Annotated in this window: 27 protein-coding genes; 8 read left to right on the top strand and 19 right to left on the bottom strand. The window is 50.1% G+C overall.

Annotated elements, in window-relative coordinates; all coding sequences use genetic code 11:
- Positions 1-33: 33 nt before the first annotated feature.
- From KNP67_RS14275 to glmS, 4 genes are all read right to left on the bottom strand, one after another.
- Entirely contained in the window at positions 34-1,455 is a 1,422-nt protein-coding gene (locus KNP67_RS14275) for a PTS mannitol transporter subunit IIBC (RefSeq protein ID WP_214716155.1), read from the bottom strand.
- A 166-nt stretch (positions 1,456-1,621) separates the two neighbouring features.
- Positions 1,622-3,649, bottom strand: coding sequence for a BglG family transcription antiterminator (locus KNP67_RS14270; protein ID WP_214756905.1), 2,028 nt, complete (start codon positions 3,647-3,649; stop codon positions 1,622-1,624).
- Positions 3,639-3,908, bottom strand: a complete 270-nt coding sequence (locus KNP67_RS14265; RefSeq protein ID WP_021065180.1) for a PTS sugar transporter subunit IIB — start codon at positions 3,906-3,908, stop codon at positions 3,639-3,641. Before KNP67_RS14265 ends, KNP67_RS14270 begins: the two co-directional genes overlap by 11 nt.
- 144 nt (positions 3,909-4,052) lie before the next feature.
- Positions 4,053-5,849, bottom strand: a complete 1,797-nt coding sequence (glmS, locus tag KNP67_RS14260) for a glutamine--fructose-6-phosphate transaminase (isomerizing) (RefSeq protein ID WP_214756904.1) — start codon at positions 5,847-5,849, stop codon at positions 4,053-4,055.
- 411 nt (positions 5,850-6,260) lie between these two features.
- Between glmS and KNP67_RS14255 the strand changes: the two genes are divergently transcribed.
- Positions 6,261-6,596: a hypothetical protein gene (locus KNP67_RS14255; protein ID WP_214756903.1), complete on the top strand. Its 336-nt coding sequence runs from the start codon at positions 6,261-6,263 to the stop codon at positions 6,594-6,596.
- A gap of 30 nt (positions 6,597-6,626) precedes the next feature.
- Here KNP67_RS14255 and KNP67_RS14250 read toward each other — a convergent pair whose 3' ends face one another.
- The 8 genes from KNP67_RS14250 to KNP67_RS14220 form a co-directional block, all read right to left on the bottom strand.
- Entirely contained in the window at positions 6,627-7,382 is a 756-nt protein-coding gene (locus tag KNP67_RS14250) for an endonuclease/exonuclease/phosphatase family protein (protein WP_214756901.1), read from the bottom strand.
- Complete coding sequence (locus KNP67_RS15440; RefSeq protein WP_251130888.1) at positions 7,379-7,525, bottom strand: hypothetical protein; 147 nt, start codon at positions 7,523-7,525, stop codon at positions 7,379-7,381. Before KNP67_RS15440 ends, KNP67_RS14250 begins: the two co-directional genes overlap by 4 nt.
- A gap of 87 nt (positions 7,526-7,612) precedes the next feature.
- Positions 7,613-7,924, bottom strand: coding sequence for an AAA family ATPase (locus KNP67_RS15435; RefSeq protein ID WP_251130887.1), 312 nt, complete (start codon positions 7,922-7,924; stop codon positions 7,613-7,615).
- A 35-nt stretch (positions 7,925-7,959) separates the two neighbouring features.
- A complete protein-coding gene (locus tag KNP67_RS14240) occupies positions 7,960-8,430 on the bottom strand; it encodes a hypothetical protein (protein ID WP_214756900.1) in 471 nt (156 codons plus the stop codon).
- Positions 8,423-8,932 carry a hypothetical protein gene (locus KNP67_RS14235; protein WP_214756899.1) on the bottom strand — a complete coding sequence of 170 codons (510 nt, stop codon included), beginning with the start codon at positions 8,930-8,932 and terminating at the stop codon, positions 8,423-8,425. Before KNP67_RS14235 ends, KNP67_RS14240 begins: the two co-directional genes overlap by 8 nt.
- Positions 8,933-9,176: 244 nt before the next feature.
- A complete protein-coding gene (locus KNP67_RS14230; protein WP_214756898.1) occupies positions 9,177-9,647 on the bottom strand; it encodes a hypothetical protein in 471 nt (156 codons plus the stop codon).
- A complete protein-coding gene (locus tag KNP67_RS14225) occupies positions 9,631-10,080 on the bottom strand; it encodes a hypothetical protein (protein ID WP_214756897.1) in 450 nt (149 codons plus the stop codon). The genes KNP67_RS14230 and KNP67_RS14225 overlap by 17 nt, the downstream gene beginning before the upstream one ends.
- A gap of 1 nt (position 10,081) precedes the next feature.
- Positions 10,082-10,510: a hypothetical protein gene (locus tag KNP67_RS14220; protein WP_214756896.1), complete on the bottom strand. Its 429-nt coding sequence runs from the start codon at positions 10,508-10,510 to the stop codon at positions 10,082-10,084.
- Between the two features lie 637 nt (positions 10,511-11,147).
- Between KNP67_RS14220 and KNP67_RS14215 the strand changes: the two genes are divergently transcribed.
- The 5 genes from KNP67_RS14215 (at position 11,148) to KNP67_RS14200 (ending at position 13,654) form a co-directional block, all read left to right on the top strand.
- Positions 11,148-11,858 (top strand): GntR family transcriptional regulator, encoded by a 711-nt coding sequence (locus KNP67_RS14215; RefSeq protein ID WP_214756894.1) that lies wholly within the window; start codon positions 11,148-11,150, stop codon positions 11,856-11,858.
- A gap of 151 nt (positions 11,859-12,009) precedes the next feature.
- Complete coding sequence (locus KNP67_RS15430; protein WP_251130886.1) at positions 12,010-12,159, top strand: hypothetical protein; 150 nt, start codon at positions 12,010-12,012, stop codon at positions 12,157-12,159.
- Between the two features lie 14 nt (positions 12,160-12,173).
- On the top strand, positions 12,174-12,347 hold the full coding sequence (locus KNP67_RS15425; RefSeq protein WP_353048289.1) for a PTS lactose/cellobiose transporter subunit IIA: 174 nt from the start codon (positions 12,174-12,176) through the stop codon (positions 12,345-12,347).
- Positions 12,344-13,132 carry a PTS transporter subunit EIIC gene (locus tag KNP67_RS14205; protein WP_251130885.1) on the top strand — a complete coding sequence of 263 codons (789 nt, stop codon included), beginning with the start codon at positions 12,344-12,346 and terminating at the stop codon, positions 13,130-13,132. The genes KNP67_RS15425 and KNP67_RS14205 overlap by 4 nt, the downstream gene beginning before the upstream one ends.
- Positions 13,133-13,471: 339 nt before the next feature.
- A complete protein-coding gene (locus tag KNP67_RS14200) occupies positions 13,472-13,654 on the top strand; it encodes a hypothetical protein (protein ID WP_211779991.1) in 183 nt (60 codons plus the stop codon).
- Positions 13,655-13,702: 48 nt separating this feature from the next.
- Here KNP67_RS14200 and KNP67_RS14195 read toward each other — a convergent pair whose 3' ends face one another.
- From KNP67_RS14195 to KNP67_RS14175, 5 genes are all read right to left on the bottom strand, one after another.
- Positions 13,703-14,164 carry a WapI family immunity protein gene (locus KNP67_RS14195; protein WP_214756892.1) on the bottom strand — a complete coding sequence of 154 codons (462 nt, stop codon included), beginning with the start codon at positions 14,162-14,164 and terminating at the stop codon, positions 13,703-13,705.
- Between the two features lie 2 nt (positions 14,165-14,166).
- On the bottom strand, positions 14,167-14,667 hold the full coding sequence (locus tag KNP67_RS14190; RefSeq protein WP_214756891.1) for a hypothetical protein: 501 nt from the start codon (positions 14,665-14,667) through the stop codon (positions 14,167-14,169).
- A gap of 92 nt (positions 14,668-14,759) precedes the next feature.
- Positions 14,760-15,665, bottom strand: coding sequence for an ABC transporter substrate-binding protein (locus KNP67_RS14185; protein WP_353048288.1), 906 nt, complete (start codon positions 15,663-15,665; stop codon positions 14,760-14,762).
- Between the two features lie 227 nt (positions 15,666-15,892).
- Positions 15,893-16,906, bottom strand: a complete 1,014-nt coding sequence (locus KNP67_RS14180) for a LacI family DNA-binding transcriptional regulator (RefSeq protein WP_214756890.1) — start codon at positions 16,904-16,906, stop codon at positions 15,893-15,895.
- 146 nt (positions 16,907-17,052) lie between these two features.
- Positions 17,053-17,925, bottom strand: a complete 873-nt coding sequence (locus tag KNP67_RS14175) for a TetR/AcrR family transcriptional regulator (RefSeq protein WP_214756889.1) — start codon at positions 17,923-17,925, stop codon at positions 17,053-17,055.
- A gap of 155 nt (positions 17,926-18,080) precedes the next feature.
- Between KNP67_RS14175 and KNP67_RS14170 the strand changes: the two genes are divergently transcribed.
- The gene (locus KNP67_RS14170) at positions 18,081-19,574 is read left to right on the top strand and encodes a DHA2 family efflux MFS transporter permease subunit (protein WP_214756888.1); all 1,494 of its coding nucleotides are present in this window, start codon (positions 18,081-18,083) and stop codon (positions 19,572-19,574) included.
- Between the two features lie 43 nt (positions 19,575-19,617).
- Here the strand turns inward: KNP67_RS14170 and KNP67_RS14165 are convergent, their stop codons facing one another.
- Entirely contained in the window at positions 19,618-20,076 is a 459-nt protein-coding gene (locus KNP67_RS14165; protein WP_214756887.1) for a hypothetical protein, read from the bottom strand.
- A 93-nt stretch (positions 20,077-20,169) separates the two neighbouring features.
- Positions 20,170-20,814, bottom strand: a complete 645-nt coding sequence (locus KNP67_RS14160) for a plasmid pRiA4b ORF-3 family protein (protein ID WP_214756886.1) — start codon at positions 20,812-20,814, stop codon at positions 20,170-20,172.
- Between the two features lie 337 nt (positions 20,815-21,151).
- On the opposite strand from KNP67_RS14160, the gene KNP67_RS14155 reads away from it, so the two are divergent.
- On the top strand, positions 21,152-21,661 hold the full coding sequence (locus tag KNP67_RS14155; RefSeq protein ID WP_251130884.1) for a glucosaminidase domain-containing protein: 510 nt from the start codon (positions 21,152-21,154) through the stop codon (positions 21,659-21,661).
- Positions 21,662-21,878: the final 217 nt, after the last annotated feature.

Here is a 21,878-nt window from a genome sequence, read left to right as displayed (position 1 = left end):
CTATACCTTAACCCTTGTCTCTGTTTACTTGTGTTATGAGATTTTGCTGCGTTCTGCTTTAATTTCTTCGATCAATTGATCGTAATAGTCGGCGTTCAAGAAGTTCGTGACCGAACGGTGAATCGCATCTGGCACTTGTGCCTCGGCCCGGTCCGTCAAATCCTCATGGGTGATGATGAATTGGGCGTCTTTCGGCAATTGGCTAATCGATGTGTTCGTGACTCGAATCGGCAAGTTCGCTTTATTCACTTTATTGCGAAGCACCGACGCGCCCATCGCGCTCGAACCCATACCGGCGTCACAAGCAAAGATGATGTGATCGACTTTATCGAGACGGTCGTGAACGAGAGCTGACGCATATGACTGTTTGCCTTTCATCGCGCTGACGTTTTGTGTCGCTTCTTCAAGTGACACTTCTTCTGCCGCGCTCGATTTCAAGATGACACTTGCCACGGCGAACGTGACCGCTGCCGACAAGAGAATCCCTGTGACGAGCCCGAGGTACGAACCGCGTGAAGCCATTGCGAGGATTGCGAAGATACTACCTGGTGACGCTGGTGCGACGAGACCGACATCGAACAAGACGAATGTGAAGACCCCAGTTGCCCCCCCTGCGATCATCGCAAGGATTAAGATTGGTTTCATCAAGACGTATGGGAAGTAAATCTCGTGAATCCCACCGAGGAAGTGAATGATCGCTGCCCCTGGTGCCGTACGTTTGGCCGCGCCTTTCGCGAACACCATGTAAGCGAGCAGTAAACCAAGACCTGGTCCCGGGTTTGCCTCAAGTAAGAACAAGACCGATTTCCCGGCGTCCGCCACTTGGTCGACACCGAGCGGGCTCAAAATCCCGTGGTTGATGGCGTTGTTCAAGAACAAGATTTTCGCTGGCTCGATGAATAGACTTGCGATTGGCAACAGTTTCGCACCGACGATCCAGTCGACACCGGCTGCCATGACTTTATCAAGGCCGCTCATGATTGGACCGAACACTTCGAAGCCACCGATCATGAGAAGACCACCGATGATTCCGACCGAGAAGTTGTTGACGAGCATTTCGAATCCAGCTTTGACTTTGCCTTCGATGAGGCGGTCAAATTGTTTAATGACATATCCACCGAGTGGACCCATGATCATCGCACCGAGGAACATCGGAATGTCCGTCCCGACGATGACCCCCATCGTGGCGAGTACCCCGACGACTCCGCCTCGTACATCATGAATCAACTTACCGCCGGTGAACCCGATTAAGAGCGGTAACAGATACGTGATTGTCGGACCGACGAGTTCTGCTAATTTTTCATTCGGCCACCAGCCCGTTGGAATGAAGAGGGCGGTGATAATCCCCCAGGCGATGAAGGCGCCGATGTTTGGCATGACCATCCCGCTCAGGAAACTCCCGAACCGTTGTACTTTGACTCGAACCCCGCCCGAGCCAGCTTGCGCATTCGCCATGTATAAAACCTCCAGTCGATTATTGTGAAAGGTAGATTGTTGTAGTGTAGCTAACCGGTTTGTGCTCTACACTCGTATTGTAGTCTCAGCGTAAGCGCTTTCTCAATTCAATCCAGTTCACACTTTGGCAACATTCTCTGCCAAATAAAAAAATGACCACGGCGGGTCATTTCTCGTGCAACGTGTCTTGAATCATTTTCTTCATACATTCATGAAGCAAGAGACGCAGTTCTTTCTTTGAACCGTTACTGTATGAGTTCATATGTTGTTCGCTCTCAATCAATGATCCACTGACGGCACTGAGGAACTGGAGTTCGACGTCCTCTGCCTCTTCCGGTGCGAGCAAGACGAGCAGACGGGATACCGGCTCGGTCGATTGGTCCATCATGAGGAGCGGGATCGATTGATTCAAATCGAAAGCGAACACGCTCGCCCGTTCGATCGAGGCGTGACGTCCATGGAACAAGGCCAGTTTCGTGCCCGGAATCCCGAGCCCGGCCACTTCGTGACGCCGGAGCAATTGGGCCGATAACTGGATACCGCTTTGGACGAGTCCACGTTCTTCTAGATGCGTCCCGATATCGAGCAAAATGTCTTCCAGTCGGTCGCTATTATCGAGCGTGACGAGATCGAACTGCCGGTCCATCCGTTCGAACGTCTCGACGAGAGCACCGAGTTCATTGAAGTCGAGCATCGTCGAGTGGCTCTTCTCTTTCGTCTGGAACGACTGCGGGAGCGATAACAGCAAGTGGCGGACGCGTTGCACTTCTTCGTTCGTCAACAGCGGGTTGACGATGAGCGTCGGCACCGATAACGGCGGCAACGGCACGGTCGACAAAATGACGTCATAGTCGTCGAGTCGATGCTGTTCGAGACCGAACAACGACGAGTTGACGACGTCCTGCATCTCTGGAAACTCTTGTTTGACCCGGTTGACGAGCATCTTCGAGGAGCCTAGACCGGCCGAACAGACGACAAGGGCTCGATATTCCCGACGCCGGACCGGTTTGACGAGCGCGGCGGCGAAATGCATCGCCCAAAACACCGTCTCTTCTTCCGTGAACGTGTTTGTCCCGAAGACAATATCGGCCGCCTGTTGAATGGCCGAACGTAAATGCGGATAGTCACGGTCGATGTGCGGACGAACCGTGTCCGTATCCGGAAGGGCTTGGGTGTTCATACTCGACAAGATATGGGCGAGGAGCCCCTTCTCGAGCGCGGCGTCGTCCGTGAAGGCGAATCCGTGAATCAGTGAAACGTGATGGATGAGCTTATGGACACGGATCTGCATGACCCAACGCTCTTCCTCATCTTCTTTCATCTGTTCCTTCAACGACCGGAGCCGATTCGCTTCCTCGGCGAACCAGACCCGCTCCGCCATCGAGAACGGCGTCCCGAGGGCCGTCTCCATATCAAACGCGACTTTCAAGTAATCGTCCGAGCGTCCTTTCGTATACATCTCTAGGAAGAACCCGGCGTCCAGACGGGCTTGTTGCACGCCATAGGCGAACGTCACCCGCATAATCGTCCGGTCGTCCATCCGCTCATACGGATGTTCCTTTAGATAGTCGTAGCCGTCACGAAGCGCCTCGAGCATGACGTCACACGGGACGGTCTTCAAAAAGGTCGGGATGTAATCATCCTCCCCGCGGACAAAGCGATAGAACGCGAGCGTGTCCCAATGAGCGAGCAGCGCATTGATCATCAGCTTCCGCTTCTCGGCTTCGAGGCCGAGCACCCGCGCGCCGACCCCTTTCTTCCGCTCGACTTCAAGGTGATACTCGTCGAACCAACGATCGAGTTTCTCAAGGTCTTGTGTGAGCGTGCTCGGTGACACGTGCATCTGTTTCGCGACCGCCTGCAGCTTGAGCGTATCTTTTTCAAACAGGAGCCTCCAAGCGAGCTCGAAGATGCGGTCCTCCGCCGTTGGAATCGCCTCGGCCGACAAAATCAAGTCTTCGCGCAACTGTTGCTTCGCATCGGAACGACCGATGAGACTGAGGCCGTGCCCGCGCTGCCAAGCGAGTTCCAATTCGAACTCGCGCAGGATGCCTTCGAGCAGTTGACGTTCCCGTTGAATCGTCCGCTCAGACAAATTGACCGCTTGCGCGATTTCCGCGAGCGGGGTCGAGGTCTCCGTTGCCAATAGATGTAGTAAAATCGAGCGCTCTCGGGCGCTCCACTCATGTTTCATATGCATTCACCCATTCCTCGACGAGTTGTCGATATTCCGTGAGCGATAACATGTGTCTGACCGAGCGAACGTGCGCGGTCGGATGATCGACCGTCTCAGTCCCGGCTTGATAGATAATCCAATCCACGTCTTCCGGGATGTCTCGATACGTGCCGTGTTGAATCACACACGACAATTTTCCCGAACACGCTTCGGCAAACAGCTTCGCCGCCATCGCGCTCGTGACGAACCCGCATGGACAGGCAATATATACGTTCATGTCAGACCTTCTTTCATCGCTTATCTTTATCTAACCATACGATGCAACCGCTTACTTCACCTACTATTTTGCTTGTTGGCAAAGATATCGGCAAGCAGTAAAAAGCACCTCTCTCTTTAGAGAAGTGCTTTGACAATCGCAGTGTTATTCTACCGTCACCGATTTCGCCAAGTTACGCGGTTTATCGACGTCACAGCCACGTGCGAGCGCGGCGTAATACGCCATGAGTTGAACCGGTAACACCGTAATGAGCGGGGCGAGAATCGGTTCGACGTGCGGCAAGATGAACTCATCGTTCTCGTGCTCGACGCCTTGCATCGAGATGATACACGCGTTCGCACCACGGGCGACGACTTCTTTGACGTTGCCGCGGATGTTCAAGTTCGTCTTTGGTTGCGAGATGAGCGCGATGACCGGTGTGCCGTCTTCAATCAAAGCGATCGAACCGTGTTTGAGCTCTCCGCCCGGATACCCTTCCGCTTGGATATACGAGATCTCTTTTACTTTGAGCGCGCCTTCGAGACAGACCGATGCATCGAGTCCGCGTCCGATGAAGAATGTGTTCGGCGTCGTCTTCAAGTAACGGTCCGACAAATCTTCGAACAGCTCTTTTTGCGACATGATCGAGTCCATGATCGTCGCGACGCGCGCGAGCTCCGGCATCAACTCGAACGGCAACTCTTTCCCGTTCGCACGGGCGATATCATACGCGAGAATCGCGAGCACGGCGATTTGGGCCGTGTATGCTTTCGTCGACGCGACCGCGATTTCCGGGCCGGCGTGGAGGAGCATCGTCTCGTTCGCCTCACGCGAGAGCGTCGATCCTGGTACGTTCGTCATCGTGAGCGCCTTGTAACCGCGCTTCTTCACTTCGACGAGGACGGCCCGGCTGTCAGCCGTCTCTCCAGACTGTGACAAGAAGACGAAGAGCGGACGTGAACTTAAGAGCGGCATATTGTAGCCGAACTCTGACGAGACGTGTACCTCAGTCGGGATGCCGGCAATTCGCTCAAGGATGTCTTTTCCGACGAGCCCAGCGTTATAACTCGTGCCACAGGCGACGATATAGATGCGGTCCGCTTCCGAGACGAGCGAGCGCACGCCTTCCGTGAGCTCGATGTCACCGGCGTCGTTCTGGTAGTGCTGGATGATGTTGCGGATGACGGCCGGTTGCTCGTCCATCTCTTTCAACATGTAGTGCGCGTACGTGCCTTTCTCGATGTCTGACGCATCGATCTCGGCCGTATACGGGGCACGTTCGAGGACGTCGCCGTCGAGTGTCTTGATCGTCGCCGATTCGCGCGTCAAGATGACGATCTCGCCGTCGTGGAGCTCGAGGTACTGGTCCGTCACTTGGAGCATCGCCATCGCGTCAGACGCCACGACGTTGAACGTGCCGTCGCCGAGTCCGACGAGGAGCGGTGACTTGTTCTTGCCGATATAGAGGCGTTCATTGTCCTCCGAGTCGATCATCGCGATCGCGTACGAGCCGTGGAGCTCAGCCAACGTCTTGCGGAACGCCGCCTCGACGTCATTTAGCACGACGAAGTTCTTCTCCATCAACTGGACGATGACTTCCGTGTCCGTCTCCGAGAGAAACGGCACGTCGAGCGTCGCCTTGATCTGTTCATCGTTCTCGATGACACCGTTGTGGACGAGCGTGAAGCGGCCCGTCGTGCTCTGGTGCGGGTGGGCGTTCGGGACGCTCGGCACGCCGTGTGTCGCCCAACGTGTATGGCCAATCCCGATGGCGCCTTCCGCTTCGACCGGTACGATGTCACGAAGTGCGGCGATGCGGCCGACTTCTTTGAACACATGAACATCATCACCGACGAGCGCGATTCCGGCTGAGTCGTAGCCCCGATACTCGAGCTTTTCCAACCCTTTCAATAAAATCTCTTTCGTTCCGACTTGACCAATCATTCCTACAATTCCACACATAACAATTCTCCTTATCGATTCGATTTCTCGAAAAAGGAAACGGGCTTTTTTGAGTACTGTCAACGTGTTCCTCGTTGTCCGTCCGGTCACCCGAACGTTTTAAAAGAACACTTGTAGTCGTGACAGGCGACTAGGAGGCATCCGCCGAAACATCGATTACCCCCACCTCGTCAACTCCGCAGAGTTCTGGCGCTTTTCTTTCATAGCTGGCCGTTTCTCCAGATACCCTTTCATGCTAGCGGTTCTAGATGTAAACGAATAGCGATTTTGTCACAACGCGCTTCAATACTTTTTTACTGTTCATGCAAAAGTCACCACTTTCACTAAAAAGCCACTTCTTTTACAGGCTTGTCCCATCGACCTCGTTCGGGCATGATAAAGGTATCTATTAGATGAAGTGGAGGAATGGCTATGAATATCGTCTTTCTCGTCATCGGCATCATCTTATCAACCGCATCCAAATGGCTGCAAATTGAAGGACAGAGTGAACTTGGCGATTTTCTCGTGTTTCCAGCCGCCTTTGTCTTGGCGCTCGCACTCTTGTTCAGCTTCCCGTTCTTTAAAGAATGGTGGGACGACCCGTCGCTTCGTCCGAAAGCGTATCGCTTTGCCGGACTTGCTGCCGGCGGTGTCTTATCGTTTCAGCTCTTCGCTTGGCTTCTGTTCGGACAAGGGGAATGGCTCGGGGCACTGTTCCTCATCCCGTTCCTCATCTGTCTCTACTTCGTCATCCGCACGTTTAAATGAAAAAGGGGAGCGCCTAGGCGTTCCCCTTTTTTAAGATATGTCGAGGTCGAGTAGCACCCCATAATGATCACTCGGCACCACGTTGGCGTCGGTGACGGACGTCTTCCCAAACACGTCCACGTTCAAGATGAGGGGGTCATCTTCGACACAACGCAATAACATCCAATCATAACGCGACGGTCGTTTCAGCAAGGCATCCTGTTTCAAATACGGATTGTGTCTATAATCCAACGTCGGCTCATCCCCACCACGACCATGCATGGCGACATCCATCCAACGATGCCCGGTCAAATCGCGATGGATCTCCGACTGTGGGTCGTCATTGAAGTCCCCGCATAACAGCTCGTAACGTTCTCCCGCATCGATCCACTCGCGGACGGCCCGCACTTGCGTTTCCCGAATGTCCGGCGACCGCCAATTCAAATGGACGTTCGTCAATCCGAACGCGTGACCTCCTGCTTGAAACGTCACCCGCATCGCACAGTAGTTCGCTTCTTCTACCTCGTGGTGCCAAATCGCATCATTCGTATCGAGCGGAATATTACTTAAGACAGTGAGCCCTTCATCGGGTGAGTCCGGATAGGCGAGAAATACGCAAAACGGATAGCCCGTTTCGTTGGCGATTTGCTCGGCCACACTGATGCCTTGCTCCCCTTCCACATACGTTTTGACTTCTTGAAACGCCAGCACATCGGCGTCAATCATCTTCACTGTGGCACAGATGGACTCGATCCGCTCCGACCATAATGTCGGATTGTTCCAGAGGTTGAACGTCGCAATCCTCATGTACTGGCTCCACTTTGTTGCAAATCTGTCAGCACGAATTGTTCGCTTTCTTGAAGCTGTTGAATCATTTCGCTCAACTCACCGACCGTGTTGTCTAAATAGTAACGGTCCGGTGCACCCGAGCTTAGAAACTCGTTCCGCAATATGATGACCCGCTCGCCCATCTGCGCATCGCTCGGCCGGTGTTGATCACGTTGGACGTGAACGTCTTGCTCCGCCCATAAGATGACCTAGCTCACTTCAATACCTTGTTCAATCCAGTGCGCCGTGTAGCGCTTCACGTCTTGCCAAAATGCGACCCAGTCGACGACGACATCATATCCCGCTTCAAGAAAATTATCGGTTAAAGATACGATGTTCTTCCATACCAGGTCGTTCGCCCGCTCCGATTCCCATGGCCTTTCACGACCGGACACCGTCATATGACTGATGTCGTCACCAGACACATATGCACTCTTCTCCATGTCTTGAGCGAGCCGTCTCGCCGTCGTCGACTTTCCGACGCCAGCCGGTCCCGAGATAATCCATACCTTCCGCTTCATCAATTGTTCCCCCTTCAACATGTAAAAGGAAGCGCCTAGGCGCTCCCCCACTTTTGCTCTTCTCGTAATTCGGCTTCCGTGACGTAGTGATCGTCGAGCTGAGCCATGTGACGCTCGTACAGACGATGCTCAAGAATAGCGAGCCCGTATGCTCCTAGCCCAATCAAAGCGAACGTTTGGAGTGTAATCAAATCCGTGAACAATGCATAAACCCACACTAGGAAGAATGGTAGCGTCACGAGCCCGAAAATGGAGTTAAGATGGATGAGGCGCTTTGCTGCATCCGACTTCAAAAACTGCTTTTTGATGTTCTCGCGTTGCCACATCTTACGAAAATCAGGAAGACCCGCTGCGACACTGAGAAATATGACTGTCATGGGTGAGAGCCAATTATACTCTAATGAGAAAAAGAGAAGCGCGGCAAACACCGCTGACAAGAATACTTGTGTGGAATGCTTTCTCTGATCGAACGCCGTCAATTCTCGCATTTGGCTACGCTTATCCATGCTCTCGCTCCTGCTCCATCTCACGGGCTTCCCGAATCAACTTTAAATCCTCTCCCGTCAAATAATGACCGTCATGCTTTTGGATGATACGGTCGAGCCATCTCCCCAAAAAGGCAGCTCCCCAGAAAAAGGCTTGCGACAACAAAAATGCCTGGAACGTTTGTGGCTGTGTCGTCTCATAAAATACGACGACCCCGTAGTATCCGATTGCGCTAAACCCAATCAAATAAACCGTGTACCGCAACGTGAGCAGCTTTCGTGCTTTTTCGTTTTTCACGAATCGGAGCCACATGAGGAATCGAGTCGTTTCGATGCTAATCAACATAGCGAAAATCGCTACTAAGAACACTAGAAAAAACGAATCGGGCATCTCCCAGTACGATGCGTAAACGAGCATCCCAACGATTGCAGAAACAGCCACGATGCCAAAACCCCAACCGGTCCACTTTTCAAATCGAAGAATCGTATCAATTTGTTGTTTTGATTGTGGTGATAACTCCATTCAACTCATCCTTTCGATTACTTGATCATATGCCGGCATCGTCGGATCACACGCCGTTTTTTTTGCTAAATGACACACTCGAACCGTTTTATCAAATACTTGACCGCCGGAAAAGTAAGGTAAGAAGCGAGGAACATATAGAAAGGTTGTGAGCCCGTCGATTCACTCGTCAAAAGTATGGCTAGCATCGTAAACCTTTCGTCACCACACTTCTACTTTTTTAAAATCGTATTGATTTGTAATTTTATTTTTGGCGATAATTCCATGAGTCTTTCTCTTTTTCCAATATATCTGAATAGGTTAGCAACTGCGGTTGATGCAGCTCGATTCGTTGTTTCCATTTTTTCTCCCGATAAGATCCTGTTAAATTCCAAAGGGCGACTACGCCGCCAGTTAAAATAAAGGCACCCTCGTTTACGTACAGCGGAATGAACAGCGCAAATAATGAAGCGGCTCTAATCCAGCAGTCAATGAGTCGGTAACGTAACACCTGCACGACAGCTTGATGTTCGGCAAAATGACGTACGACTCGATATTCCATGTATCCTTTATAGGCCATTCCCATAGATACGACTAACATGACTGGGATGACCCACGTCGCCTGTGTCCATAACATAACGACTAACGAGATCAAGAAAATGAATAGTATCGGCCAGCCAAAGAGCCGTTCGAATTGTTTGGCACGTTCTAACGAGATATCAAATTGACGATCCATTTGGGACCTTCCCTTCAATCACTTCCTCATACGTTGGCATTTCTGGTTCGACCTGTTTGAGTTTTTTGACAAACCACTTCTGCCGAATCGGACTCAAGGCTCCCCATATCCCAAAAAAGAGACCGATCAAGAGACCGAGATCTTCCGCTGTCAGCAGCGTCACCATGAGTGTCGTCAACAAAAACGCGTCCATCAGTTCAAACACGTATTGGAGAATAAGGATTCGATGAGCCTTAGGATGCTCCGTCATCCTCCACATGAGGCGCATTTCTTTATAGCCTGTCGCGATGATTATGAAAGAGACCGAACCCATGATGGGAATGAGCCACATTTTCTCCAGCAAGAGGGCGACGATGACGGCTGTGACATATAGTATCAACACCGGAACACTATATCGCCGCATCTGTTGAATCCATTTCATATCTCGTTCCATCTTAGATCGCCTCCTTGTCTAAATGTTTATACTCTATATCATGACGTTTCGTTTGCATTTCAACGTTCCACGTCCATAGTACGGCCCCTCCGATGAAGGCCGTGACCCACACATAAGTCACGTTTGCCGTGAACAAAAGTTGATGATTTAACGCGAGAAAAAAAGCGACACTGTTCACGCCGTCTCGCGCAAGTTGGCGTCTATACAATCCCTTCAATTCTGGGTGGAGTGTTAGGCGCATACGATAACGTTTCATATATAAAATATTGAGTGGAATGAGTGTAAACGCGATGTACAAGGCGCCCCACTTGAGGTCATCCATCCACAAATCAATCGGTAGCATCAGGACGAAAAATGTTCCAAAAAGACCAAAAATCCATTGATCAAAAAGTCGGTTCCATGCCCTCTCTTGTGTCATCCGCTCATTCATCGCTTGTGTCGTTCCTTCTCTGATTGCTCTAACAATGGGAGACGTTCACTTAACTGCTTCTGGAATGATCGACCGAACACTACCCATAGGAGCAGTACAATGAATATCGTCAAACTGTCATATTGCAAGAAGAGGAGCGCTACGGTTATTGAAATGAGAATCGTCGAGTTCACCAAATCATATACGAAATCCCACTTAAGTAAGCGCACTAAATCTTGTTCGCTTATATGCGCACGCCGCATTCGATACGTTTTCACATCCAACACAATCATGGCGATTCCAATCACGACAAGCGGAATGGTCAACCATAAATAACTTCCGAAGAAGGATATAGCGAGCGCCATCAATGCGAACGCAAGGGAAGCATAGCTTATGCGAAGAGGTGACTTCCCCCATGTGTCCTCCTCCATATACCAACGTGTCTCTTTCACTTAAGGCACACCCTTTCATTACAATCCTTACCTTACTGATACGTGCCCTATCCTCTAATTGTTTCATATTTTCCAAATATTCTCGCAATGAATCGTTCGACTTTTTCAACAATTGCTAAAGGATCGTCCGCCACCCTGATTCAATTTCTGATATACTGATAGCGTATTCATACCTACAAATTTTGTTGCGAAAGGTGCAGAAAGTCATGGGTCCAAAGTATAAGCAAGTCGCTGAACAGATTGAGACGGATATTATGAATCACGTCTATCAACATACGAACAAGCTCCTCACCGAGGAAGAATACGCCACGAAATACGGCGTCAGCCGCAACACGATCCGAAAAGCGATTGAGATTCTTGTCAATAAAGGCTACGTCTATCAAGTGCAAGGGAGCGGTGTCTTCGTCCGTGACCATTATATGAGCGATTATGTGAACCTCGAGAAGTTGCAAGGTCTCACGAGTGACTTCAGTGGACGGAAAGTCGAGACGTGCGTCCTAGATTTCGAATTGACGACAGCGAACGATGAAGTGGCCGAGCGGATGAAGTGTGATATCGGCACACCCGTCTATTACGTCAAACGCCTTCGTCTCGTCGATGACCATCCGTTCTCGGTCGAGGATTCGTATTTCCGGAAAGACCTTGTCGTCTATCTCGATCGGAACATCACCGAGAAGTCGATTTACAACTACTTCCGCAACGACCAAAAACTCGCCATTGGTTTCGCCGATCGTGTCATTTACGCCGACTTTTTGAACGCAGAAGATGCCAAACTACTCGGGTTGAACGAAAACGATCCGGCCCTCCTCGTCGACAACACCGTCTATTTGACAAACGGTCAAATCTTCGACGTATCGCGCTCGACACATCATTTCCGTCATGTGAAGATGCTCAAAGTCTCAAACATCAAGTCCTAAACGCGCTCGAGAGATTGTTCTCGTGTGCGTTTTTTTATGTTCGCATTTCGGACAAAAGAAAGGGTTTACATGTAAGCGGTATCGTGCACTATCATCTTTTTATAATTTGTAACTATGAATTTTGGTTATCCATACAAAAAGGAGAGATAATATGGTTTCTGAAACAATTGAAATTACTCCCAAAGATATCTTCGGTTTAATCGCCCTTTCAGGCGACGCGAAAGCAAGCTACCATCATGCGATGCTGTTGATGCAAGAGAAGAAGCGGCTGAAGCGGTCAAAGCTGGTGACGCGACATTAAAAGAAGCACACGCCATCCAGACGAAATTCGTCACACTCGAGGCACAAGGGAAAACGGCTACGGTCGGAGTCCTCATGGTGCACGCGCAAGACCACTTAATGAACACGATCCTCGTAAAAGAGATGCTCGGCTATATGATGAACATGCAAAACGAAATCAACCAATTGAAAGGAATGGATCAAAAATGATGAAAATCGGACTCTTCTGCGCAGCAGGTATGTCAACAAGTATGTTAGTCGAAAAGATGAAAGCGGTTGCCGAGCATACGTTCACAGAAGTCGTCTATGACGTGCTTCAAGCACCACTTCAAAACTTGACCGACACACTTGCCGGAGCCGTCATCATCGTGGTGCTCATGTCAGTCATGTGGTGGTGTGGAATTCACGGTGCTGCCATCCTCATGGGGATTAAGGGACCACTCCTTACAGCTAACACGCTCCAAAACCAAGCACTCCTCGATGCGGGTGAAACACTCCTTGCCGGTGAGAACGCGAAAATCGTTACAATCCAGTTCCTCGACGTGTTCACGAAGCTCGGTGGATCAGGCATCACAATCGGGTTCATTATCGCAACACTCATCGTCGCCCGCTCGGCTCACTTGAAGCAACTCGGTAAGCTCTCGCTTGCACCAAGTTTCTTCAACATCAACGAGCCGGTCATCTTCGGGATGCCGATTGTGTTCAACCCGATCATGTTCGTACCGTTCGTCATCGTTCCTGCCATCGCATCGTTCATGGTGTACTTCTCAATCCTTTGGGGCTGGGTCGACCCGTTCAACGCGCTTCAAGTGCCATGGACGACACCACCAGTAATCTCCGGTTTCTTAATCGGCGGATGGCGTGCAGCGCTCTTGCAGATTGTCACGATCGCTATGGCCGTAGCCGTCTACCTCCCGTTCGTCCGCATGCAAGACCGCGTGTCGTATGGTGAAGAGTTGAAAGCACAAGAAGACGCAGACAAAGCGTCAGCCTAAGCAAAAAACGACAGCCCTTCTCAGCGATGAGAAGGGCTGTTATATTTAGGGAAACAAGTAATAATGTGGATGGTCCTCAAACATTGTCCGCTCAGTCGCCACGACTTAGAAATGAGGAAAGATCTCTATGACAAGAAAAAATATGCAATGGATCGCGTTTGCTATCGCTATTTTGCCTACGTTCGCTCTAGCGATGGCTATGATTGTCGGATTTCAGTTATCAAGAGAAGACACGAGAACTATCTTGTCTATAGCTTACGGGCTATCGGTGGCCCTACTCTTGATTTCTCTTCTTCTACCTAAGATAGTTACTAACAAATAGATAAGGAGTAACTGGATATGAAAAACTACACCCCTAGCTTCATGATCTTATCGAGTGCAGCGCTCACCTTCGGGCTTGGGTTCAAATCCATCGTCCCGTATGCGATGTTGATCGGCATCGGGCTACATATGATTTTTCTTCTATGTGCCGCCTACTCGTTAGGCAAGTACCGGGCCAATAAATCACAACTCGATTCGTAACGCCATGACACTTACTGTCACGGCGTTTTTTTCATCTGTTTCGTCTTATTACAAATCACTCTCACGTTCCCGGACCGGAAATTCAGCAGCGATGTCTCGCAAGCCTTTTAGAAAGTGCTCCACGTTCGCTACAGAAGTTTCAAAGTTAATATCAAGTTCTTCCGTCTCGTCCCCGAGCGGGTGCTCCAGATGGCCTCGCACGTCCACTTCGTCCCCATCGCCGCCTCTCCTCGTCACCGTCAAGCGGATATACGGTTCTGTCGGTTCGAACTCGACTTTTTGTGTGTCACCGGCAACGAACGACTCGAACACCGGTATGTAGTGTGCGACGAGCAAACTGTCGAGCATGATGTCATCGAACGTGATGCGATGGTCCGGCGTATGGAGCCCGACCCAATTCCGATGCCACGCCGCATCATGGATGTCATCGGCGTCAGGATAGGCATACGCATAGCTCTCGATCGTCACATCAATCGTTTCGTCGCGCGACGCCAACTTCGTGAGCGCCATCGTCAACCGTCCTTCCTGAGCGAATAGCCGTCAATCTCCAAGAGGCGCATCCGTTTCTGATCCACCGCTGCGTGGACGATGACCGTCACGCCTGGATTGAGTTCCATCATCTTCTTGATTTTCGTCAAGTCGTCCCCTTTGATTTCGACCGGCAAGACGAACTCGCCTTCCTTCAAATGGATGAACTTGATCTTTCCTTTGTCGTCATAACCTGTCACTTCATACGTTGCATACTCGCGTTTCATCAACATCTCCCCTTCTTCCGAATCAATCTCCACACCGAGATCACGAATTTCCCGTTCCCGTTCAATCCGTTTATTCCGTTCCAACAGTCCTCTCACGCCTAAAAGAGAAGAGAACAACACAAAAAAGATCACGAGGACATTCGAATAGACCAACCCATAGAACAACCCGTACATGAACCAGCACAGCAACGACATCATCATAAGCGTGGTCGTCTTACCCTGTTCCCGCTCTTGATTCGTTCTATGGTGTGACGCCATCGTCCGTCCTCCTCTCCCTACTTCATACGTTCCCCGCTTGAATCGGTTCCACACAAAAAATCCATCCCTGTAGCGGCAGGGATGGATCCATCTTACGCCTCGACGCTATCCGCGTGTTTGGCTTTATGGTCACCGATGACGCCGGCGTACCATTTCGCGCTGTCTTTCCAGACGCTGTGGAGACCCCATGTCGGAAGGACGTAAGAGAAGACTTGTGTCTCTGTCTCTTTGCCGCCTTCTTTAACTTTGATCGGCTTCGACATCCCTTCGAACCAAGATGGTGACCATTCTGGAGCGAGTGCCGTGTATTGTTTCTCACGAAGCTCCTTCGCGTAGTCCATGTAGTTGATCTTGTCTTCTGTCAAGACGAGTTCGTTCTTGTCGTTTACCCATGCTTCTGGGTTCGCGCCTTGTGAGAACCAACGAATCGCGCCTTCGTCCGGGAACATTTTGTAGCCTTTTTGCTTCATCTTCTCTGCAACTTCGAAGACGCCGTCCATCGAGCTCATCATGTTGCCGATTTCAGCCGGATCGTCCATACCGAGCACTTCTTTCGCTAAGCTACGTTTGTAGTAGACGCCACCTGGTGTCGTTTGCCACGAAAGCGCGCGCACGTTGCCATCTTTATCTTTCCCGAGGTCGAAGACGTAAGGGATGTAATCGTCTGAGATATCGTCGACGTTATAAGGCTCGTCTGAAAGGTTTTCCCAGTATCCTGCGTCAACCCATTGCTTGAGGAACGCGATTTCTCCTGTGAAGACGTCCGGTGCCCCAACGCCGCTTTCAAGTGCCGGCTTAAGTTTTGTCGGATAGTTCGCGATTGGAACGATTGTCAATTCAACCTTAACGCCGTTCTTCTCTTCGTATGTTTTGATTGGCTCTTTAAGCTCGTCCGTGAACGACCAAACTTTAAGTACGTCGTCTTTGCCGCCTGTCGCTTCTGAAGATCCTTCGTCGTTTGAGCACGCGCCTAAGACGCCGACTGATAGTGCTCCGATCGAGAGTAAGCTAACTAATTTTTTCGCATGAGTGAACCGTCCTTTATAAGTAGTTTTTAGAAAGCGTTTTCAAGAAGAGGTAATAATTCATCGAAAGCGCTTTCTAAAATAACTAAATAAAATATCGAAAGCGGTTTCGATTCGAGGTAAATGATTTTCGAAATCGCTCTCTCCTCTCCATTCCGCTGAAGCGAACAAAGCGACTTCGAAACATCATCGTGACTTCTTTACTTTTTAATCGGTGCGCATGACGCCCGTTCAATCAAGCGGACTGGGATGACGCGTCGTTCCGTGCGTCGTTCTTTGGCCGTCATCTGTTCAATCAACAGCTCGGCCGCCGCTTCCCCGATTTCGTCCGTATCTTGACGAATCGTTGTCAGCTTCGGAGTGATGTACTTGATCATCTCGATATCGTCGTAACCGATGATCGAGATGTCTTCTGGCACCCGGAGGCCATGTTTATGAACGGCTTCGATCGCGCCGATGGCCATTTGGTCACCTGCGACGAAGACGGCAGTCGGCGGAGATGGGAGTTGCAATAGCTGCTCCATCGCTTGTTTGCCTTCCTCGACCGAGAAGAACCCGGCGTTCACCAAGTATCCTGGTTGAATCGGTAAATCGAGCGCGTGCATGGCAAGCTCATACCCCTTGACCCGGGCCGCCCCAGCGTCAATCGACGAATCGCCGGCGATATGTGCGATGGCGCGATGGCCTAACTCATACAAGTAGTTCACAGCCATGCGGGCCCCTTCCGAGTTGTCGGAATAGACGACGCTACAGTTAGCGCTGTCCATATCGACCACGACGATCGGGATATCGCTTTGCATGAGCTCTTGCACTTGTTCATCCATTCGGTCCGAACAAATAACGACGATACCGTCGACCGCTCGGTGTTTGAAGTGCTCGAGGTAACTCATGTCGCGGTTGCGGAGGTTACGCGAGGCGAAGATCAAATCATATCCGTGTTCCTCAGTGGCGTGACGGAAACTTTCAATGATGCCATTGAAGAACGGATGCTTCATTCCGACTTCGTTCGCCTCCGAGAACATGACGCCGATCGCCCATGACTTCTTTGTCGATAACGACTGTGCGTGTGCGTTTGGCAAATAATCCATCTCAGCGGCAGCTTGTAATATTTTGGCTCTCGTCTTTTCGCTGACGTCTTTATAGTTATTCAACGCTTTAGAGACGGTCGTAATCGAAAAGCCGGTTTTTTTTGCTAAATCATAAATCGTACCCATGTCAGTCTCCTCTTCCCGAAAGCGCTTTCGGTAATTTGATTGTAGCGTACGAATTTGTAGGAATCAATTCTTTTTCGTGGAATATTTTAAGATTTATTTTCGTACCGTGTTTCTTCTATATTAACGGATAAAATCACTTTTTGTCGTTAGTGTGTCCGCGTGTATAACCAAACGAGGTTCGTGAACTTTTGAACTTCCGTCTCTCCCGTCTCACCTTTGAACAAACGTTGGAACGGTTTCAGCAACTGTTCAAGGACGATTTTCCGGAGCCGGTCTTGATGGAGCTCGTACGTGATTGCTTCGAATAAATCGGCTTGTTCCTCGGTCATCTTCACGTGCTCATGGATGCGCGCCGCCATCCCAATCAACTCATCTTTCGTGACGAGATTCTTATCCGTCGTCCCCCGCATTTGATCGACAGTGACCGGGTTCAAGATATGTTCTCCGGTGTCGACCATACGCGCCGCCATCAACTCGACGTAGGCGTACAAATTACGAATCAATCGCTGAATCGAGTAGGCCGTGTTCGTGATGCGGAGTGTGAACAGGATATGTTGCAACATCCCGTTGAAGAGCACGGTCAACTCGACCGAGTACGGACGAATCTCCTCACCGATAATCTCGGTCAAACGCATGGCGAGCCACTCGATCTCATAAACACGGTGCTGCAAGACGAGCTTCTTCAGCTCGGGCTCATTCGCCGACATGATCGACTCAAATAAGGCGTGGAGGTTCCGCTCTTCATTTAATTGAATGAGGATGGAAATCTGCTCGATAAAGACGTCCTTGTCACGCTTGTCCCGCCCCATCTGCATCTCGATGCGGCGCTGGCCGGCGTCATAGCGCAAGTTCTCAAGGATATTGGCGACACAGTCCGTCTTCGAGGCGAAGTAATTGTAGAACGTCCCTTTCGAGATGTTCGCCCGTTCAATGATTTCTTGGACCGACGTCTGTTGGACCCCGTTCTCAATGAAGAGATTCATGGCGACATCGGCGACTTTTCGTTTCTTATCTTTCATATCATTTCCTGCTCCGTTCTGTTTCATTTATAGATTCAGTATATCATTTTGAACTGATAGTACAAAATGGTTGATTTATTTATACGACGGGTATAAAATCACTACATCGACACTTACTAGTATATAACTATTCAGAACATAAAGGAGCAACTCGTATGAAACCAGAATTTCAAAAGAAACCGCCGTATCTCATGCTCGCGGTCCTCTTTGCCGGGGCGTTCATCGCCTTCCTCAACAACTCTTTATTGAACGTCGCACTCCCATCAATCATGGTCGATTTGGAGATTGCCGACTACTCGACCGTCCAATGGCTCGCGACCGGCTTCATGCTCGTGACGGGTGTGCTCGTCCCGGCATCAGCCTACTTGATCACCCGGTTCTCGAACCGAAGCCTATTCATCACCTCGATGGCGATTTTCGCTGTCGGGACGGCCATCGCCGCCTTTTCACCGAACTTCGGCATCTTACTCGCCGGTCGGATGATTCAAGCGGTCGGTGCCTCGACGATGGGTCCACTCCTTATGAACGTCATGCTCGTCAGTTTCCCGCGTGAAAAACGTGGAACAGCGATGGGGATTTTCGGTCTCGTCATGATCTCCGCACCAGCCATCGGACCGACGCTTTCAGGTTATATCGTCGAGTATTACGACTGGCGCGTCTTATTTGAGATGATTCTCCCGCTCGCCATCATCGGTCTCGGCCTCGCCATTTGGAAAGCTGAGAACGTCATGGTCCAAAATAAAGATCAATCGCTCGACTATTTGTCACTCGTCTTATCGACGCTCGGTTTCGGTGGTGTCTTGTACGGAGTCAGCTCGGCGAGTTCGGATGGCTGGGACAACCCGATCGTCTTGACGACGATGATCGTCGGATTCGTCGCGTTAATCGCCTTCGTCATCCGTCAGCTCAACATGGAGAAGCCGCTGCTCGACCTTCGGGCGTATAAATACCCGATGTTCGCACTCGCTTCCATCATCGCAATCGTCAACGCCGTCGCCATGTTCTCCGGCATGATTTTGACACCGGCTTACGTGCAAAGCGTCCGCGGCATCTCGCCGCTCGACTCTGGGCTCATGCTGTTACCGGGTGCCATCATCATGGGGATCATGTCACCGATTACGGGGAAACTGTTCGATAAGTTCGGACCGAAGTTGCTCTCGATCACAGGTCTCACCATCACAGCGATTTCGACGTATATGCTCGCTAACGTTCAACTCGATTCGACGTACACGTACATCGTGACGACGTACACGCTCCGCATGTTCGGGATGTCGATGGTCATGATGCCGATCATGACTAACGGTCTCAATCAGTTGCCGACGAGCCTCAACCCGCACGGAACGGCCATCAACAACACGGCCCAACAAGTATCCGGTGCGATTGGGACGGCAGTCCTCGTCACCATCATGAACTCGGTGACGAAGACAGAAGCCGAATCACTCATGACCGGCGTCGACCCAGCGACACTCACCGAAAGTGCGATGGGCGCGTTGACGCAACAAGCGTTACTGTCAGGGATTCAAGTTTCATTCTATGTCGCACTTGGGATGAACCTACTTGCGCTTGTACTGGCATTTTTCGTAAAACGAGTCGATGTACGCAAGCTCGACTTCAAGGAAGAAGAATCAGAACTCAAAAAAGCGAATTAACACAACAAGCCGTCCTGTTCGAACAGGGCGGCTTGTTTTCTGTTTATCCTTTTGTAAAACTCAAGTTATGCCGACTCGGATGCTCCGGATCGAGCTGGCGAATCTTGCGTTCGTAATACATCGTCGTCGCCGCTTGGCCCGCGACCGCACCAAAGAAAATCATCATCCATAAGAACAGATTTGACTGGAATCCATTTTTAAACAACAAACAGAACCCGATGGCCCCGAACAACGAGACAGCGTTGCGGCCGAGATACGTGCGGCGAATGAACTTCTGGACGGATGGTTCGTCTGTCAACCGTTGCATGAATTGGCTTTCGCGCCACTCCAAATAAATCAACACAACGAGCGCCGCTAAGAAGGCGATTCCATAACCCGTTTGAAACTCATTCATAACCAATAACGCAAATGACATCCCGACCGCGATGACGACGGATACGTGCAAGGGCATCCATCTTTTTTGATACGATTGAATCGAACGCATCCGTGCTTGTTTCTCCATTCCCATCACCTCGTTTCTATTTACGCAAGCAAACTGATTTTAGTTTCCTTAAAACGTGGGGTTTTTATAGAGATATTCACTCCGCCGCTTTTCTCATTTCACTCTCTTCACAGTCACATATTCTTGCAATAGGAAATTGATTTTATCCTTTTGATAGAATTGTACTTCTTTAGATGCTTCCACATACTCCTCGTGTTGCGGATGAGACGTATCGTTTAGGATGTCTTGAATCATCTGATTTCCAGTCATCCCGCCCACGTCTTCGAATGGCGTCTCCCCTTCCCATTCTGTCACCATCGGATATGGATACGGATAGTCGTCGATGACTTTCTCTAACGTCAGTTTATGCTTCCAGTCGTCCCCGTAGTCATACGTATAGTAAAGTTTCGGATTCGACTCGATGACGGTCGGCAATTTTACGTTCTTCATCTGGCGAATGGATAATTGCCGATACATTTCATAAATCTGTTGTTCGAATGCTTGTAATTGAGACTTAGACTTGAAGTAAGACAACCGAGCCTTATGCTCCTCGGCTTCATCTGAAGATAAGACGAACCGGAACGTCGGCTTTCGTAAATCATTTTCAAACTTTGCCAAGTGAGAGTCGTCCCACCACATAACGATTTGAATCGCGTCATGGAGCCGTTTGAAGTTCGTCTCGGCCGGGATGCTAAAGCGGCGCCAGACCGGTGTTGGGCTGTCGAGAAGTTGAATGTGGAACTGATACGCTTTGAACATAAAGTCGATTCCTCCTAATTTCGTTTCGGTCGCTTCTTTTTCTGATGATGATTCTTCCTGTTTCAAAAATACCTGAATGAACGGAAACTCGCCACTTACAAAATAGCACTTCATGATTTAGTTGCATAAATTTGGATGATTCCTCCCGCTTAATCAAAATGAAATAATTAAAAAGCCTAATATATGGTATTATTTGCATAGTTTATTTATTGAATAGGGAGGAAGAAGGATGAAAAACGTGTTCGTTTATTCGATCGGAATTGCTTTAATCCTATTTTCGTTGATTATATCGATGCCATCTGTTTCAGCTGCGTCAAAAAAAGAAAATCGTGCTATTATGGGAACGTCAGCATTAACACCTCAACAGATGGCGGACTTTGTCAAAAAGAAAAATCCGAAAAACGTCCGGCTTCAAGGTGTGACCGTCGAAGAGCTCGCCAAGCTGTTCGTCGTCATCGGAGCAAAAGAAGGTGTCCGTGGCGATGTCGCGTTCGCGCAAGCGTTGAAGGAGACCGGCTACTTCAGTTACAAAGGTGACGTGCTCCCGAGGCAACATAATTATGCGGGCATCGGAACGGTCGGTAACGGGGTAAAAGGTCATACGTTCCGCTCGCCTTTCCAAGGCGTCACGGCCCATATTCAGCACCTGAAAGCATACGCTTCGAAAGACAAACTGAACATGAAGCTCGTGGACCCTCGCTTCCGTTACGTGAAACGAGCATCCGCACCAACATGGCCCGCCCTCCAAGGCAAGTGGGCGATGCAGCCGAGAGGCAACTATGGCAACGACGTCCTTGCAATCTACAAAGAGATGGAACGGACAAAACTTCGCGTCGCCAAAAAATGAACGACTACAATGACTTACAGGGGTGAAAGATAGTGACTTGCAACCAAGTACGATTGTTTAGCGGACTCGCACTTCTCGTGACCGGCGTCGCTTTACTACTTAAACGTTAACAAGCATTCAGGGCATCTTAATCTGTACCCCATGTAAAGGACATTAATAAAAAAACTTATGCTGCTTCAAGGAGATGATTCCTGTACTGTACGGGAGTCATCTTTTT

The sequence above is a fragment of the Exiguobacterium sp. s157 genome (genome assembly GCF_018618205.1).
Lineage (GTDB): Bacteria > Bacillota > Bacilli > Exiguobacteriales > Exiguobacteriaceae > Exiguobacterium > Exiguobacterium chiriqhucha.
The sequence above is the reverse complement of the archived record's forward strand: the minus strand, read 5'-3'. Positions and strand labels throughout refer to the sequence as shown.